Origin of the sequence: Streptomyces sp. NPDC001599, from assembly GCF_042893535.1 — a bacterium.
Classification (GTDB): Bacteria; Actinomycetota; Actinomycetes; order Streptomycetales; family Streptomycetaceae; genus Streptomyces.
Genome location: NZ_JBIAVA010000014.1, coordinates 1 through 14,766, shown reverse-complemented (window position 1 = coordinate 14,766; position 14,766 = coordinate 1). Strand labels below are relative to the sequence as shown.

Annotated in this window: 9 protein-coding genes and 1 pseudogene; 7 read left to right on the top strand and 3 right to left on the bottom strand. The window is 71.6% G+C overall.

Going from position 1 to position 14,766, the window contains the following annotated elements; genetic code table 11:
* The first annotated feature begins 11 nt into the window (after positions 1–11).
* The 3 genes from ACFYZ3_RS29335 to ACFYZ3_RS29325 all read left to right on the top strand — a co-directional run bounded on the left by ACFYZ3_RS29335 (position 12) and on the right by ACFYZ3_RS29325 (position 2,932).
* Positions 12–1,475, top strand: coding sequence for a catalase (locus ACFYZ3_RS29335; protein WP_388523788.1), 1,464 nt, complete (start codon positions 12–14; stop codon positions 1,473–1,475).
* Between the two features lie 475 nt (positions 1,476–1,950).
* Entirely contained in the window at positions 1,951–2,202 is a 252-nt protein-coding gene (locus ACFYZ3_RS29330; protein ID WP_385358453.1) for a hypothetical protein, read from the top strand.
* A 67-nt stretch (positions 2,203–2,269) separates the two neighbouring features.
* Positions 2,270–2,932 carry a TIGR04222 domain-containing membrane protein gene (locus ACFYZ3_RS29325; protein WP_388523786.1) on the top strand — a complete coding sequence of 221 codons (663 nt, stop codon included), beginning with the start codon at positions 2,270–2,272 and terminating at the stop codon, positions 2,930–2,932.
* Positions 2,933–3,054: 122 nt separating this feature from the next.
* Here ACFYZ3_RS29325 and gcl read toward each other — a convergent pair whose 3' ends face one another.
* Positions 3,055–4,839: a glyoxylate carboligase gene (gene gcl / locus ACFYZ3_RS29320; protein ID WP_388523783.1), complete on the bottom strand. Its 1,785-nt coding sequence runs from the start codon at positions 4,837–4,839 to the stop codon at positions 3,055–3,057.
* Positions 4,840–4,986: 147 nt separating this feature from the next.
* On the opposite strand from gcl, the gene ACFYZ3_RS29315 reads away from it, so the two are divergent.
* Positions 4,987–5,673: a hypothetical protein gene (locus tag ACFYZ3_RS29315; protein WP_388523780.1), complete on the top strand. Its 687-nt coding sequence runs from the start codon at positions 4,987–4,989 to the stop codon at positions 5,671–5,673.
* Positions 5,674–5,687: 14 nt separating this feature from the next.
* On the opposite strand, the gene ACFYZ3_RS29310 is transcribed toward ACFYZ3_RS29315, so the two are convergent.
* Positions 5,688–7,901: a trypsin-like serine protease gene (locus ACFYZ3_RS29310; protein WP_388523777.1), complete on the bottom strand. Its 2,214-nt coding sequence runs from the start codon at positions 7,899–7,901 to the stop codon at positions 5,688–5,690.
* Positions 7,902–7,947: 46 nt separating this feature from the next.
* Entirely contained in the window at positions 7,948–8,493 is a 546-nt protein-coding gene (locus tag ACFYZ3_RS29305; RefSeq protein WP_388523773.1) for a hypothetical protein, read from the bottom strand.
* A 540-nt stretch (positions 8,494–9,033) separates the two neighbouring features.
* Here ACFYZ3_RS29305 and ACFYZ3_RS29300 point away from each other — a divergent pair.
* From ACFYZ3_RS29300 to ACFYZ3_RS29290, 3 genes and pseudogenes are all read left to right on the top strand, one after another.
* Positions 9,034–12,402 (top strand): ALF repeat-containing protein, encoded by a 3,369-nt coding sequence (locus ACFYZ3_RS29300; protein ID WP_388523770.1) that lies wholly within the window; start codon positions 9,034–9,036, stop codon positions 12,400–12,402.
* 124 nt (positions 12,403–12,526) lie between these two features.
* The gene (locus ACFYZ3_RS29295) at positions 12,527–14,482 is read left to right on the top strand and encodes a DNA/RNA non-specific endonuclease (protein WP_388523767.1); all 1,956 of its coding nucleotides are present in this window, start codon (positions 12,527–12,529) and stop codon (positions 14,480–14,482) included.
* A 31-nt stretch (positions 14,483–14,513) separates the two neighbouring features.
* Positions 14,514–14,766, top strand: a pseudogene (locus tag ACFYZ3_RS29290) (hypothetical protein); the annotation flags it as partial.

The following is a 14,766-nucleotide window of genomic DNA, read 5'->3' as shown; positions in this document are numbered from 1 at the left end:
GAAGGTCCACGATGTCGCAGCGCGTGCTCACCACCGAGTCCGGCGCCCCGGTCGCCGACAACCAGAACTCAGCCTCCGCCGGCATCGGCGGCCCGCTCCTGATCCAGGACCAGCACCTCATCGAGAAGCTCGCGCGCTTCAACCGCGAGCGCATCCCGGAGCGCGTGGTGCACGCCCGCGGCTCCGGCGCCTACGGCCACTTCGAGGTGACCGACGACGTCAGCGGCTTCACCCACGCCGACTTCCTGAACACGGTCGGCAAGCGCACCGAGGTCTTCCTGCGCTTCTCCACGGTGGCCGACTCGCTCGGCGGCGCGGACGCGGTCCGCGACCCGCGGGGCTTCGCGCTGAAGTTCTACACCGAGGAGGGCAACTACGACCTCGTCGGCAACAACACCCCGGTGTTCTTCATCAAGGACCCGATCAAGTTCCCCGACTTCATCCACTCGCAGAAGCGCGACCCGTTCACGGGCCGTCAGGAGCCGGACAACGTCTTCGACTTCTGGGCGCACTCCCCCGAGGCGACGCACCAGATCACCTGGCTGATGGGCGACCGCGGCATCCCCGCGTCGTACCGCCACATGGACGGCTTCGGCTCGCACACCTACCAGTGGACGAACGCCAAGGGCGAGTCCTTCTTCGTCAAGTACCACTTCAAGACGGACCAGGGCATCCGCTGCCTGACCGCCGACGAGGCCGCGAAGCTCGCGGGCGAGGACCCGACCTCGCACCAGACGGACCTGGTGCAGGCGATCGAGCGGGGCGTGTACCCGTCCTGGACGCTGCACGTGCAGCTGATGCCGGTGGCCGAGGCGGCGAACTACCGCTTCAACCCGTTCGACGTGACCAAGGTGTGGCCGCACGCCGACTACCCGCTCAAGCGGGTCGGCCGGCTGGTGCTGGACCGCAACCCGGACAACGTCTTCGCGGAGGTCGAGCAGGCCGCGTTCTCCCCGAACAACTTCGTTCCCGGCATCGGCCCCTCCCCCGACAAGATGCTCCAGGGCCGCCTGTTCGCCTACGCGGACGCGCATCGCTACCGCCTGGGCGTCAACCACACCCAGCTCGCGGTGAACGCCCCGAAGGCCGTGCCCGGCGGCGCCGCCAACTACGGCCGCGACGGCCTGATGGCGTCCAACTCCCAGGGCCGGTACGCCAAGAACTACGAGCCCAACTCTTACGACGGCCCGGCCGAGACCGGCACGCCCCTGGCGGCCCCGCTCCCGGTGTCCGGTCACACCGGCACCCACGAGGCGCCGCTGCACACCAAGGACGACCACTTCGTGCAGGCCGGCGCGCTGTACCGGCTGATGAGCGAGGACGAGAAGCAGCGCCTGGTCGCGAACATCGCCGGCGGTCTGTCGCAGGTCTCCCGCAACGACGTCGTGGAGAAGAACCTCGCGCACTTCCACGCGGCCGACCCGGACTACGGCAAGCGCGTCGAGGAGGCGGTCCGCGCCCTGCGCGAGGACTGATCCACCGGCTCGCGCACGGGACCCGGCGGGGAGGCCGGGACCGTGCGCGCGGCCCGCGCAGGCACCGAAGCGGCCCGGATGAGGGGTGACCGCCAGGTGCCGGCGCGGGCAGGGCGAGGACCGCGGCGGCCAGCGAGCCAGTGCGGTGGTGAAGGGCACGGGCGTTCCTCCTACGACCTGAGGGGAGGAGCCGTTCCGGCCCGTCGCACCGCCGCGGTCCCAGCCACACGCCTCTCGTGATCGAGAGGCCCCGCACACTCCGTCCGGCGGCGCGAACGACCTGTCGCGCCCATCCTCGCGCCGCCGGACGGGCACCACGTGAAGAAACCTTCGGCGACAACCCTCACCAAGAACCTTCACCGGCCGAGCAGCGCCGGATGCGGACGGTCCCGCATCCGGCGCTGCTCGGCGTTCACCGAGGTGCTCCTATGTGCTCCGGCGTGCGGATCGCCCGCCCGCGCAGCAGCCTGGAGGCATGGCAACCGCACACCCGCCCGAGCATCCGCACATCGTCGTCCACTCCCCCGCCCTCGACGGCTCCCGCCGGGTCACCTCGGGCGAGGAGACCCTGGGCGTCGCCTCGCACGTCGACGACGTGGCCGAGCTGCTGCGGCTGGCCGACCTGTACGTGACCGACGTCGAGTCGAGCGACCTGGTCGAGTGGCAGGGCGGCGGCCCGGAGGACTGGCCGGGACTGCACGAGCACCATGAGCACCGCGGTGGCTGAGCGGGCGTAGGAGTCCCCCGCAGCGGGCACAACCCCGGCACAACACGGGGCGCACGGGGGTGGGGTCGTGGACGGTGTCACGGAGATCGGGTGGGAGCCGCACCAGGTCGCGCTGCTGGGCGGCGGGCCACCGGCCGCCGTCACGGTGGCGCTGGTCGCCCTGCACCTGCTGGGCGCCGTCGAGACCGGCCCGCGCCGGACGCTGTGCGCGGCGGGTCCCGAGCCGGAGGGCCTGGGGCCGTTCGAGGGGACGGTCCTGGACTGCCTGCACGAGCCGCTCACCGCTCGTGAGCTGGTCCGGCACCCCGACGTGCGCCTCGCCGTGGCCCTGACGCGCATCCCGCTCGCCGAGGACGGGCTGCTCGGCCGTCCCTGGCTCAGGCCGACCCGCGGTGCCCGTCGGCGCGTGGAGTTCTGGCGGGAGCGACACCCGCTGCCGGCGGTCAGGCACGGGCTGACGGACGACGACACGCTGCTCGCGGTCGCCCTGCACGGCGATGCCGCCCTGCGCCTGCTGCTGCCGCGCTTCGCGCTGCGGACCGGGCTGGCGGCCCCGGGCACCCCGGCCGAAGGAGTGCGCTTCTCCCTGGGCCGCGGCAGGTTCCTGAGGTGGCGCGACGAGTACGAGGACTCGGTCTCGGGCGACTGGGGCGGCGCGGGCCACCACGGGGACCATGCGGGCGGCTGCGGCTCGGGGGGCGGTGGTGGTGGCGGTGGTGGCTCGGACTGAGCGCGCACACATTGGTCCGCACACATGTGGTCCGCCCACACGTGGGGTCCGCACATACGTGAGAGCGGCCCGTCCCCCGGAGGAGGGGAACGGGCCGCTCTGGGCGCTCGGCGCCGGGTCCGTCAGACCTTCAGCGTCCGGACCGCGGTCGGGGCGTGCCCCGGCTCCGTGGCCACCTCCTCGAACTCCACCACGTTGGAGATGTCGTTGGTGCCCGACATGGAGATGTTGGTGACGCGCTCCAGGATCGCCTCGACGACGACCGGCACCCGGTGCTCGGCGGCCAGCTTCTTGGCCTGCTCCAGGGCCGCGCCCAGCTCGTTCGGGTCGGTCACCCGGATCGCCTTGCAGCCCAGGCCCTCGGCGACCTTGACGTGGTCGACGCCGTAGACGCCCAGCTCGGGCGAGTTGATGTTCTCGAACTCCAGGTTGACCTGGAAGTCGATGTCGAACGCCCGCTGCGCCTGGCGGATCAGGCCCAGGTAGGAGTTGTTCACCAGGACGTGCACGTACGGGATCTTGTGCTGCGCGCCGACGGCCAGCTCCTCCAGCATGAACTGGAAGTCGTAGTCGCCGGAGAGCGCCACGACCTGGGCGTCCGGGTCGGCCTTGGCGACGCCGAGGGCGGCCGGGACGGTCCAGCCGAGCGGTCCTGCCTGGCCGCAGTTGATCCAGTGCCGCGGCCGGTAGACGTGCAGCATCTGGGCGCCGGCGATCTGCGAGAGGCCGATGGTGGAGACGTACCGGGTCTCCGGGCCGAAGGCCTTGTTCATCTCCTCGTAGACGCGCTGCGGCTTGATCGGGATGTCGTCGAAGTGCGTACGGCGCTGGAGGGTGGCCCTGCGCTCCTGGGCGGAGGCGGCCCAGGCGGAGCGGTCGGGCAGCTTCCCGGCCGCCTTCAGCTCCTTGGCGACCCCGACGAACAGCTCCAGGGCGGCCTTGGCGTCGGAGGCGATGCCGTAGTCCGGGGCGAAGATCTTGCCGATCTGGGTCGGCTCGACGTCGACGTGGACGAACTTCCGCCCGGCGGTGTAAACGTCCAGCTTGCCGGTGTGGCGGTTGGCCCAGCGGTTGCCGATGCCGAGGACGAAGTCCGACTCCAGGAAGGTCGCGTTGCCGTAGCGGTGCGAGGTCTGGAGGCCGACCATACCGGCGTTCAGCTCGTGGTCGTCGGGCAGCAGACCCCAGCCCATCAGGGTCGGCACGACCGGGGTGCCGGTCAGCTCGGCGAACTCCACGAGCAGGTCGGCGGCGTCGGCGTTGATGACACCGCCGCCGGCCACGATCAGCGGCCGCTCGGCGGCGTTGAGCAGGCCGAGGGCCTTCTCGATCTGAGCGCGGGTGGCGGTGGGCCGGTAGACCGGGAGCGGCTCGTAGGTCTCCGGGTCGAACTCGATCTCGGTGGTCTGGACGTCGATCGGCAGGTCGATCAGGACCGGTCCCGGACGGCCGGAGCGCATCAGGTGGAACGCCTGCTGGAAGACGCCGGGGACCTGCGCGGCCTCCAGGACGGTGACCGCCATCTTCGTCACCGGCTTGGCGATCGAGGCGATGTCGACGGCCTGGAAGTCCTCCTTGTGGATCACGGCGGTCGGCGCCTGGCCGGTGATGCACAGGATCGGGATCGAGTCGCCGATCGCCGAGTAGAGACCGGTGATCATGTCGGTGCCGGCCGGGCCCGAGGTGCCGATGCAGACGCCGATGTTGCCGGGGTGGGTGCGGGTGTAGCCCTCGGCCATGTGCGAGGCGCCCTCGACGTGCCGGGCGAGGGTGTGCTGGACGCCGCCGGACGCCTTGAGCGCCGCGTAGAAGGGGTTGATCGCCGCACCGGGCACACCGAACGCGTCGGTGACGCCCTCGCGCTTGAGGATCTCAACTGCCGCTCGGGCAGCGGTCATACGAGCCATCGAGTACTCCTGATCCGGCTGTCGGATTCGCACTCCCGTCGCGCCCCGCGGTGAGCTTCTTCCGTAGCAACTTCCGTATAGCGAAATTTGTTTTCTACGATCTGGAAGTAATGTAAGTGGGCAGCCGGGGGCCGTCAAGAGAGGACGATGGGGGTCATGTCCGAGACCATCTCGGTGTGCTGCACCGCCTGCGGGCGCCGGCACCGCTACACGGCACCGTCGTACCCCTGCGTGTGCGGCGCGCCCGTCGCCCCGGAGCTGGATCCGCGCGGGGCCGCCACCGCGGTCACCCGGCGGGCCTGGGACGAGGAGTGGATCGGGGTGCGCTGCGCGGCCTGCGGGATCGAGAGCCGGTGGCCGCGGCCGGAGCTGGGCTGCCCCTGCGGGACGGTGCTGTGCGTGCCGGTGGACCCCTCGGCCACGGGCCGGTCGGGGCGCACTCCGGGGTCACGGGTCCCCGCGCACCGGGCCGTCCCGATCCGCACCGCCCGCGACGCGGTCACCGCGGCCGTCCTGTACCTGCGCGGGCTCGGCCACCGGGACGTGCGCCGCGCCGACCAGCGGCCCCTGTCCGGCATCGGGCTGGCCGCGCCCGGCCTCGTCGTCCAGGTGGATCCGACGGTGGGCCCGGCCTCGGTGCGGGACGTGGAGTGCCTGTGGCTGACGGCCATGGCGGAGTCGGCGCGGGGCGTGTACTTCTCGCTCGCCGGGTACGCCGAGGACGCCCGGGTCCGCGGTGACCTGCTGGACGTCGCGCTGTTCGTGCTCGACCCGTCGGGCGTACCGCGCCCGGCGAACGCGCCGGCCGTGGCGCTGGACGCCACGGCCGGCTGAGACTGACGCGGTGACTACCGCGCCGCGTACCCGAAGGTGGTGCCGGAGGCGGGGAGACCGCCCTGTCCCGGCTGGTAGGCGGTGACCGCGGCGTTGGTCTCGCCGAGGGTCACGTTGGACATCGGCAGGGCGTACAGCGCGCCGGTGCTGGTCGGACCGTAGGGCATGCCCACGTACAGGTGGGTGCCGGTGAAGTGGAGGCTGGAGCCGAGGCGCTGGTTGGCGCCCGGGGTCCCCGGGACACCGTCGCCGTCGCCGGACTCGATCCACTTGTCGTTGGCGCCGGGCGAGCCGAGCAGCGAGAAGACGTGCACCGCCCCGGCACTGGCCGTCGAGCCGAGTGCCTCGTCCGGGATGCCGACGGCCAGCTTCATCGTCGCCGTGGTGCTCACCGCGCGCGGCGCGGTGTTGACGGCGGTGAGGGTGGACCCGAAGTGGTCGCCCGCCTCCGAGGCACCGGAGACGTCGTCCTCGTTGGTGCCGGAGTAGTAGTTGTTCATCTGCGTGTAGGCGCCCGCGGCGGTGATGCGGAAGGTGAGGACGTTGCCCGCCTCCGCCTTGTTCGCACCGTTGATGCTCAGGGCCTCGCCCGGTGAACCGACCGCGAGGATCGACTCGTCGGCGCGCGCCGCGCCGGACGGACGGTACGGGGCCAGGGCCAGGGCCGCGCCGAAGCGGTCGCCGGCCTCGGCACCGCCGGAGACGGTGTCCAGGTCCTGGTCGAGACCGAACAGCGGGGTGGGCCGCTTCTCGCTGTTCAGCGTGTGCGAGAAGACCGCGAGGTTACCGGCGGCGGCGTCGGCGCCGATGGCCTCGTCGGGCGCCCCGATGACGAGGTGGTTGGCGTCGGCGGCGAGCACCGCGCCGAAACCGTCGTTCGCCTCGACGGCGCCGGGCACGTCCAGCCGGTCCTGGTGGATGCCCGCGTTGGTGCCGCCCCGGACGTAGTAGACCTGGCCCGCCTTGGCGTCGGTGCCGAGGCTCTCGCCCGGCACACCGATGGCGACGAACGGCTCACCGGCGGCGGTGGTCCCGGCCGCGAGGGCCTGCCCCATCAGGTCGCCGGTCTCCGACGCGGAGGCCTTGATGGTCCCGTTTCCGGCCCCCTGCTCGAAGTGGGTGGCCTTGGTCGCCGAGGTGCCGAGACCGCCCCGGCCGCCGTGCAGGACGTCGACCATGCCCGCGTCGACGGCCTCGCCGAGGTTCTCGCGCGGAGCGCCGACCACGAGGTCGCTGCACCCGTCCTCGTCGTAGTCGACGACGGCCAGCGTGGTGCCGAACTGGTCGTTGCCCTCGGAGCCGCCCGGGACCCAGTCGAGGTCCTGGGTGATCTCCGCGGTGCCCTTGCCGCCGCCGTAGACGACCCTGACCAGGCCCGCCTTGGCGTGCGTGTCGACGTCGGCCATCGGGTCGGCGACAGCGACGTCCTCGACGCCGTCGCAGTTGAAGTCGGTGATCCGGTTGGCGCCGGTCTTGGACGCCACCCAGGAGCCGAGGTCGTCGACGCGGGCGACGATGCCGCCGGTGCGCGTCTCGGCGGCGTCGATGCCGAAGCAGCCGCCCTGGTAGGAACGGCTGCCCAGGGCGGCGAGCTGCTGGGTGCCGTTCACGGTGCGCACCAGCGGGCCGCCGGTGTCGCCCATGCACGCTGCCGCGCCGTCCTTGCCGGTCACCGTGGCGGTGGTGGCGTCCGGCGCGTCCACCGAGAAGACGCCGGTGTGCAGGTTCAGCGGCGCCCACTCGGACGCGCTGCGGCCGTACCCGGCGAGCGTCAGCTCCTCGCCGGCGGTGGGGGCGGTGGTGGCCAGGGCGAGCGGGGTGACATTGGTGACCGGGCGGTTCAGCCGGGCCAGGACCACGTCACGGTCGGTGCGCGGCACCAGTTCCACGACCTTGCGGACGGCGCCGCCCGTGCCGGTGAGGTCGGCGCGGCCGATGGTCGCGGTGGTCGCCATGGCGGGCTTGCCCGGGGGCACGGCGAGGCTGTCGGCGGGGTTGTCGGCGAAGCAACTGGCGGCGGTGAGCAGCCATTCGGTGTCGACCAGGACGCCGGAGCAGCCGCGGTCGTGGTCGCCGACGGTGAGTTGGGCGGCGAAGGAGTACGTCGTGGTGGAGTCGGTGACGGCCGGGCCGGTGACGGCGTGCGCCGGGACGGCGGTCAGAGCGAGCGGCCCGGCGAGGAGCGCGGCGGCGAGTGCGGCGAACCGCGATGGTCTACTTCTTCGCATCAGCACTTTCCTGCAGAAGTTGGACGGGAAGATGTCGGCCGGCACCTCACTTGGTGGTGCGAATCTCCACCAGCAGGTGTTCGCGGCCCTGCTCGTCCGCGCTCTCGCCCACCGCGGTCCAGGTGTTCTTCTCGATGTCGAAGGACTTCTCCTCGTCCCCGACGGTCATGTCCACCTGAGTGGCGTAGTCGTTGCCTCTGACGAGGTAGACGGCGGGTATCTCCATGGTGAGCCAACCGGAGGCGCCCACGGTCCGGAAGCAGACGGGGTCCTCCGCGCGCCGCGCCATGACCTGGATGAGGTCGGTGCCGGAGGCGCAGTCGGCGAGAGTGATGTGACCGTCACCGCGCTTGAGGACGATGCCCCGCTCCTCAAGGATCCGGTCGGCCCCCGGGTAGTTGAAGTCCTCCACCGCATAACCGGGGTCTTCGTCGGCCACGGACACCGCCGGGCCGTTGCCGTCGTCCCCGCCCTGTGTCCCGGCCGCCAGGACTCCGAACGCCACGGCACCGGTGGCCACGCAGGTTATCAGGGTGCGCGCGACGATCCTCTTGCGGTGCGACTTGGCAGTGCTCACGACGTGTGCCTTCATCTCATTCCTTCGTCGATCCGTGGATGGCTGGGGCCTCGACGACCGGAGTGATACGTCGGGCCGCCCCTGGGCGGGCGGTATCGGGAATCAGGCCGGAAACGGCCGTTCCGAGGGCCTGCGGGAATCGCCCGCCTTTGAAATGCCCCGTATTTCGGCAGCGGTCGAACTCGGCGAACATCAGCTCCCATCCCCCTCGTTCCGGCCTCATCGAAACCGTACGGAATCGCCGACCTCCAAGATCCCGACTTCACCGCGCCCATACATGTCATCGTCCCTCGACGATCTCGTCCACCGCCTGAACCTGAGCAAAACGGACCAGAGTTGAAGATCGCGTGTGAGATCCGTCACTACCCGTGGAGGTGGTGTGACCAAATGCGAAGAAGTCACGCAGAGCAAATAGTGTCATTCGTGACCCATCGCCTGACTACCCCTCAATTTCCATCGGGGGCAATTGATTTCCGCATGACGGCGCGTTGGAATGGTCTGGTCCGAGCTCGCATTCGCTGCCCGTCAACCACTGACGACGAGGACAACACTTTTATGCAGACGATGTACTGGAGTCGCAGACGACTCCTCGGCGCGGTTGCCGCTACGACCGCCGCTGCCGCCACCCCCTTGTCGCTCGCTCTTCCGACCCCCGCCCTGGCCGCCGACGCCGATCCCGCCGACTCACTCACCTTGCCGGACACCGACCGCGCGAAGGTCGTCAAGGCGTTCATGACGGGCGGCCGCGCCACCAAGGCCGCGGCCGCATACGCCCTGTACGGCACCGACGCGGAGGTCCAGACGTTCCTGACCGAGACGCTCCCCAAGGTCAGGACGGAGGACAATCGCGTCGCCATCGCCAGGTCCCTCGTCCGGGCCGGCAAGGGCACGCGCCGGGAGGCCGTGGCCGCCCTGGACGACGGTGACGACGCCATCGCCGCGTTCCTGGCGCAGGGTTACCAGCCCGCACTGCTGGAGGACCTGAGCGTGGCGACCGCCATCGTCTCGTCCACCGGCGACAAGGCGGTCAGACGAGAGGCGTCCGCCGCTCTGAACTCCGGCACCCGCCAGGCCTTGGAGACCTTCCTCACGGACGGTCAGTACGATGCCGCGCTGGAGGACGCCCGGGTTCAGGTGGCGGCCATGCTGGTCAGCGCCGGACCCGAGGTGCGCAAGTACGCCGACCGCGCGCTGAGCGGCTCGGCCACGGACGTCCAGTGGTTCCTCGACACCGGCCAGCACATCGCCCGGGCCCGGGACCAGGAGTCCGCGACCATCGCCGAACTCGTCGCTGTGGTGGAGCGGGAGGGCAAGCGCGCCAGGGCCGAGACCGACCTGGCGGTCGAGGCGTCGGCACGTGCGGAGGCCGCCGCCCAGAAGGCGAAGGAGGCGGCCGAGAAGGCCGCCGCCGAAGCCGCGGCCGCCCAGCAGGACGTGAAGAAGTCCGCCGCGGCCGCCCGTAAGGCGGCGAACGCCGCCAAGGGCGCGGCGAACGCCGCCCGCGACGCCATCAGCGCCTCGAACGCGGCCGTCACAGCCTCCCGCCGCGCCTCCTACGCGGCCACAGCTGCCTCGCACGCCGCCGCGTCGGCCGGCAACGCCGCCGCGCGCGCCTACAACGCGGCCATCGCCGCGTCCAAGGACGCGGGCAAGACGCAGGCCGCCAAGAACGCGGCCGTCGCCGCTCGCGACGCGGCCGCGAAGGCCACGTCCGCGGCCAAGGCCGCCGACTACGCCGCGGCCGCCACCGCCCAGTCCGTCAACGCCGGCGTCGCCGCGGCGGGCGCCGCGCGCAACTCCGCCGCCGCCGCACGGGCCGCCGCACAGGCGGCCGAGGCCTCCGGCGCGGCCCAGTCCGAGGCCGCCGAGGCCAAGCGGCAGGCGGCCATCGCAACGGCCGCCGCCAACCGCGCCACCAACTCCGCCTCCACCGCTCAGGCGCTCGCCAACACGGCGGCCTCCGCCGCGCGTCAGGCCCGCGACGCCGCCTTTTCCGCGGCCGCACACGCGGAGAAGGCCGCCGACGCCGCCGACGAGGCGGTGAAGAACGCGGGCAAGGCCATCGACTACGCCAACAAGTCCACCGCGCACGCCGCGGAGGCCGTGAAGGCCGCCGACACCGCCACCAAGGCGGTGACGGACGCCATGACCGTGGAACAGAACGCCAGGGACGCGGAGCTGGCCCGCATCGAGCAGCAGAAGCTGCAGGGCATCGACGAGGCCCGCCAGCTGGCCCAGATCGAGGCCCTCGAAAGGGCCGAGTACGAGGACAAGCGCACCCAGGACGCGCAGACCGAGCAGGCCCTCAAGGAGGTCATCGCCGCAGCCGAGAAGGCGCTGTGGGAGACCGGTGACCTGACCCTCGCCGCCACCCTGGGCCGCAAGGCCGCCACCGGGCTGCTGGAGTCCAACGGCGCGTGGACGCGGCAGGCGGCTCAGTTCGCACTCGCCGGCAGCGACGAGGACGTGCTCTCCTGGGTGGACCTCGACCGGACCCTCGCCAAGAACCAGGACGACCGGGAGACCGTCCTCTATTTGGCACAGATATCCAGTCCCACCATCGCGGAAGCGGCCTACGCCGCCCTTCAGGACTCCAGTTCGACAGCGGTGGGGGACTTCCTCACCTCCGGTGTCATCCGGGCATCGCAGGACGACAACAAGGTCCAGATCGGTCGCATCCTCGACGACGATCCGGGCAAGGCCGTCATCAAGGCCGCCAACGACGCGCTCGACGAGAACACTCCCGAGGGCTACCAGGACTTCTTCGACCGCACCTACCCGGCCGCGGTGCGGGAGGACGACTCGGTGGCCACCGCGACGTTGACGGCCACCGGCGGCGAGTACGTGAAGGCGTACGCGGAGGTGGCCCTGGAGGGCCCCACCTGGATGCGCCGGAGTCTCGTGCAGACGGCGCAGTACAAGGCGGCGCGACTCGATCACGACTCCGCCACCCACGTCGCCGCCATCCGCGGGTCGATCGCAGCCGCCGCCAAGATCGCCTACCAGGCGCAGAAGGACGCGGCGGAAGCCTCGAAGGCGGCAGCCGACGCGCGCAAGGCCGGCGAAGAGGCGCAGGAGTGGGCCGACAAGGCGCTGGACGCGGCGGACAAGGCGAACGGCTACGCCCAGCAGGCCGAGGACAACGCCGACGCCGCCGACCGTTCGTCGGCTGCCGCGCAGTCTTCGGCCAACCAGGCCAGCGCGGCGGCCGCGACCGCGCGCCAGGCGTCCCGGTCGGCGAACTACTCCGCGAACAAGGCCATCGACGCGGCCCGTTCGGCACTCCAGTCCTCCTACAGCGCTCAGGCGTCCGCCGCGGCGGCCCGCCAGTCCGAGCTGCAGGCGGGTCGGGACAAGGCAGCGGCTGCCGCGGCCGCCAGCCAGGCACACCAGATCGCCGACCAGAAGCGCCAGATCGAGATCCAGGAGCAGGCCCGTGAGGCCGCCGAGAAGGCGAGGGAGCAGCGCCAGCAGGGCAGTAACCCGGCCGACAACGGCACCAACGACGAAGTCCGTCCCAACGGCACCGGCACCGGCACCGGAGAAGACGGCGAGGACTGGTGGTCGGACGCCGGCTGGTGGGCCGACACCGCCAACAAGGTCAGCGTCGCCTCGGGCCTGATCGCCGCCGGTCTCGGCGCCGCCAGTCTCGTCTTCCCGCCGCTCGCCGCGGGCGCGGCGTTCTTCGGCTACGTTTCGCTGGGCGCCGGCGCCCTGAGCGCTCTCTTCACCGGCATCGAACACGGCTTCCTCAGCGGCGAGTTCGTCAGCTCGGTCGGGAGCGCCGCCCTCAACCTGGCCACCTTCGGCCGCGGCAAGGTGGTGAAGTCGCTCGTGAAGAAGGCCTCCCCCGTGGTCAGCAAGATCGCGCACGAAGGCAAGGAACTGGTCTCCGACTTCGTCGACGACCTCGTCCACTTCTGACGGGGACCCTCCACTCTCGCAACGGGTGATACCCCGCCCCGCCGGTGCCCGGCGGGGCGGTCCCGTGCGTCCCCCGGCCCCCACTCACCAGGCAGCACGTCACATCCGAAAGGCATGTACGACAATGCGACCATTCTCGCTTCTCACCCGGCTCCAACGGGCGGCCGTCCCGTTGCTGGCCGTCCTGGCTCTCGGTGTCACCACCACCGCGATGGCGCCGGTCTCCGAGGCATCGGCCGCGGCCCCCCGCACGGTGGACCGGATCGGGACGGCGGCGCCGACCGACGCCCCGGCCCCGGTGGAGACGGAGCCCCTCCGGGTCACCCCCGGGGAGCACTGCCGGCCCACTCCCGTCGGCTCCCGCGAGCGCAGGGCGGGCGCGGTGGAGTCCTGCGTCACCATGGGTGTCGCGCCGAAGGCGCCGGCCGGGACGCAACCGGACGCCGTCGCCCCGCGGTCGGCGGCCGCGGCCGACCCCCCCGACTCGGCCACCTGCACGATCACCGCGCCCGGCAACTGGACGTACAACCGGTTCGGTTACTGCATCACCGGCCTGACCGTCCTGTACGTGCTCAAGGACGCCAACGGCAAGCAGATCGGCACCGGCACGCTCGAGGTGGCCACCAGTGCCCTCCTGCCCGCCGCGGACACGACGTGGAACGAGCACGTCACCGTGACGATGACCGGTGCGACCGGCGCCGTGACATCCCTGATCGCGAAGTTCAGGGCCTCGTGCTCGGCCGGCTGCACGGCCACCAAGACCGCCCCGTGGTACGGGGGCACCATGGTCAAGGGCGACTCCCGCAACGGCCGTGTCTCCTACTCCTCGTCGCCGGCCCCCGGCACGAAGACCGAGTTCACGACGTCATACATGCTGTACGTGTCCTACCCCGGCGCCACGATCACCGACCCGAGCGCTTCCTGGAGCAACCCGAGGCAGATCCGCTGCGACGACGACGTCCGCGACACCAGTTCCACCAGCACACCGAGCCCCGGCTGCGTGGTGCCCAGCATCATGCCGACCGTCCAGTTGGACGGCACGGCGGGTGCCGCGGCGGTCGGATACCAGTGGGCTCAGCAGAACCTCGCCGACGGCTGGGGGGCCGCCAAGCCGCTGACGCGGGCGAAGAGCGGTATCTCCGACCGCACCAGTCGCACCTGCGGGGGATCCGACCCCTTCCAGCCGCTGCCGAACGTCGTCGCGAACGACAGCTGTGGCACGTTCCCCTTCCCGGCCACCCATGAAGGCGGAACCGACGGTTCCCTGTGCACCGAGATCGTCCTCAAGGACACCGGTGGCGGCTGGGCCGTCCAGGAGTTGGGCAACGCGGACCCCAGCAGGCCCTGTGTGCGCGCCCACATCCCGCTCGCTGCCAACCAGGCCGCCGAGGCTCAGCTCTCCGACGGCTTCGTGGACCAGCGGATTCTGGAGGCCGAGCAGTTCCTGGTGAAGATCACGGACTCCACCGCCGTCCGGCAGGGCGCCTGCCTGCAGACCTTGCCGAACGGATCGGTCCGGGCCGGCGACGGGTGGATCAGGAACACCACCCAAGCCGTCGCTCATGTCAACAAGACCACCACGCCGAACGGCGCCGGCACCCGCGCGGCCCAGGCGACGGCCTGCTTGGGGAAGAACCTCGACACCGGCACCGCGGCCGACGGTGACATCACCGGGTGGCAGGACGCGGGGCTGTACCGCGACACCTACGCCCCGAACGCCGGGCTCGCCCGCTGTCACCTGATCCCGAACGTACTCGGCGGCAAGGGGCAGATACTGGACGGCGGGCAGGACAATCTCGTCCCCTGCTGGCAGTCCGGCATGAACACAGGCACGCCCAGCATGCGGACCTTCGAGCTGGCGGCACAGAAGCTGGTGAAGGAGGACCCCAACTTCAAGGCCACCGACGCCCTCTTCTACCAGGTCACGCCCGACTACCAGGACGCCACCAGCACGATACCCGTCGGGGTCACCATGACCGCTACAGTGCAGCGGGCGGACGGGACCTCGCAACCGCTGTTCCCCGAGGTCTACATCCCCAACACGAAGGGCAACACCGGGACACTCAACCTCGGGAACTGAACCCAGCCGAATCTCGCCATCGGGAGCCAGTATGAGTCGCACCACCCCGCCGCGGCCGTTCGACGTCACCGCGTTCTTTCCTCGACTGGCTCCCCTGGCCCGCACGGCGACCCGGTTGCACCCTCGCGCCGGGTCGCCGACGCGGCACGACAGCTCGGTCGGGGGGGGCCCGCGGGGGGGCGCCCCCCCCCCGGGGGGGGCCGGGGCCCCCCCCCCCCCCGGGGGCCCCGCGCCCCCCCCCCCCCCCCCCCCGGCCGGCCGGGGGCCCCCGCGCCCCCCCACGC

What these genes read in the sequence shown, in the direction of transcription:
- ACFYZ3_RS29335 (WP_388523788.1), top strand. Translation starts at nt 12, where the DNA reads ATGTCGCAGCGCGTGCTCACCACCGAGTCCGGCGCCCCGGTCGCCGAC.
- ACFYZ3_RS29330 (WP_385358453.1), top strand. Translation starts at nt 1,951, where the DNA reads ATGGCAACCGCACACCCGCCCGAGCATCCGCACATCGTCGTCCACTCC.
- gcl (WP_388523783.1), bottom strand. Translation starts at nt 4,839, where the DNA reads ATGGCTCGTATGACCGCTGCCCGAGCGGCAGTTGAGATCCTCAAGCGC.
- ACFYZ3_RS29315 (WP_388523780.1), top strand. Translation starts at nt 4,987, where the DNA reads ATGGGGGTCATGTCCGAGACCATCTCGGTGTGCTGCACCGCCTGCGGG.
- ACFYZ3_RS29310 (WP_388523777.1), bottom strand. Translation starts at nt 7,901, where the DNA reads ATGCGAAGAAGTAGACCATCGCGGTTCGCCGCACTCGCCGCCGCGCTC.
- ACFYZ3_RS29305 (WP_388523773.1), bottom strand. Translation starts at nt 8,493, where the DNA reads ATGAAGGCACACGTCGTGAGCACTGCCAAGTCGCACCGCAAGAGGATC.
- ACFYZ3_RS29300 (WP_388523770.1), top strand. Translation starts at nt 9,034, where the DNA reads ATGCAGACGATGTACTGGAGTCGCAGACGACTCCTCGGCGCGGTTGCC.
- ACFYZ3_RS29295 (WP_388523767.1), top strand. Translation starts at nt 12,527, where the DNA reads ATGCGACCATTCTCGCTTCTCACCCGGCTCCAACGGGCGGCCGTCCCG.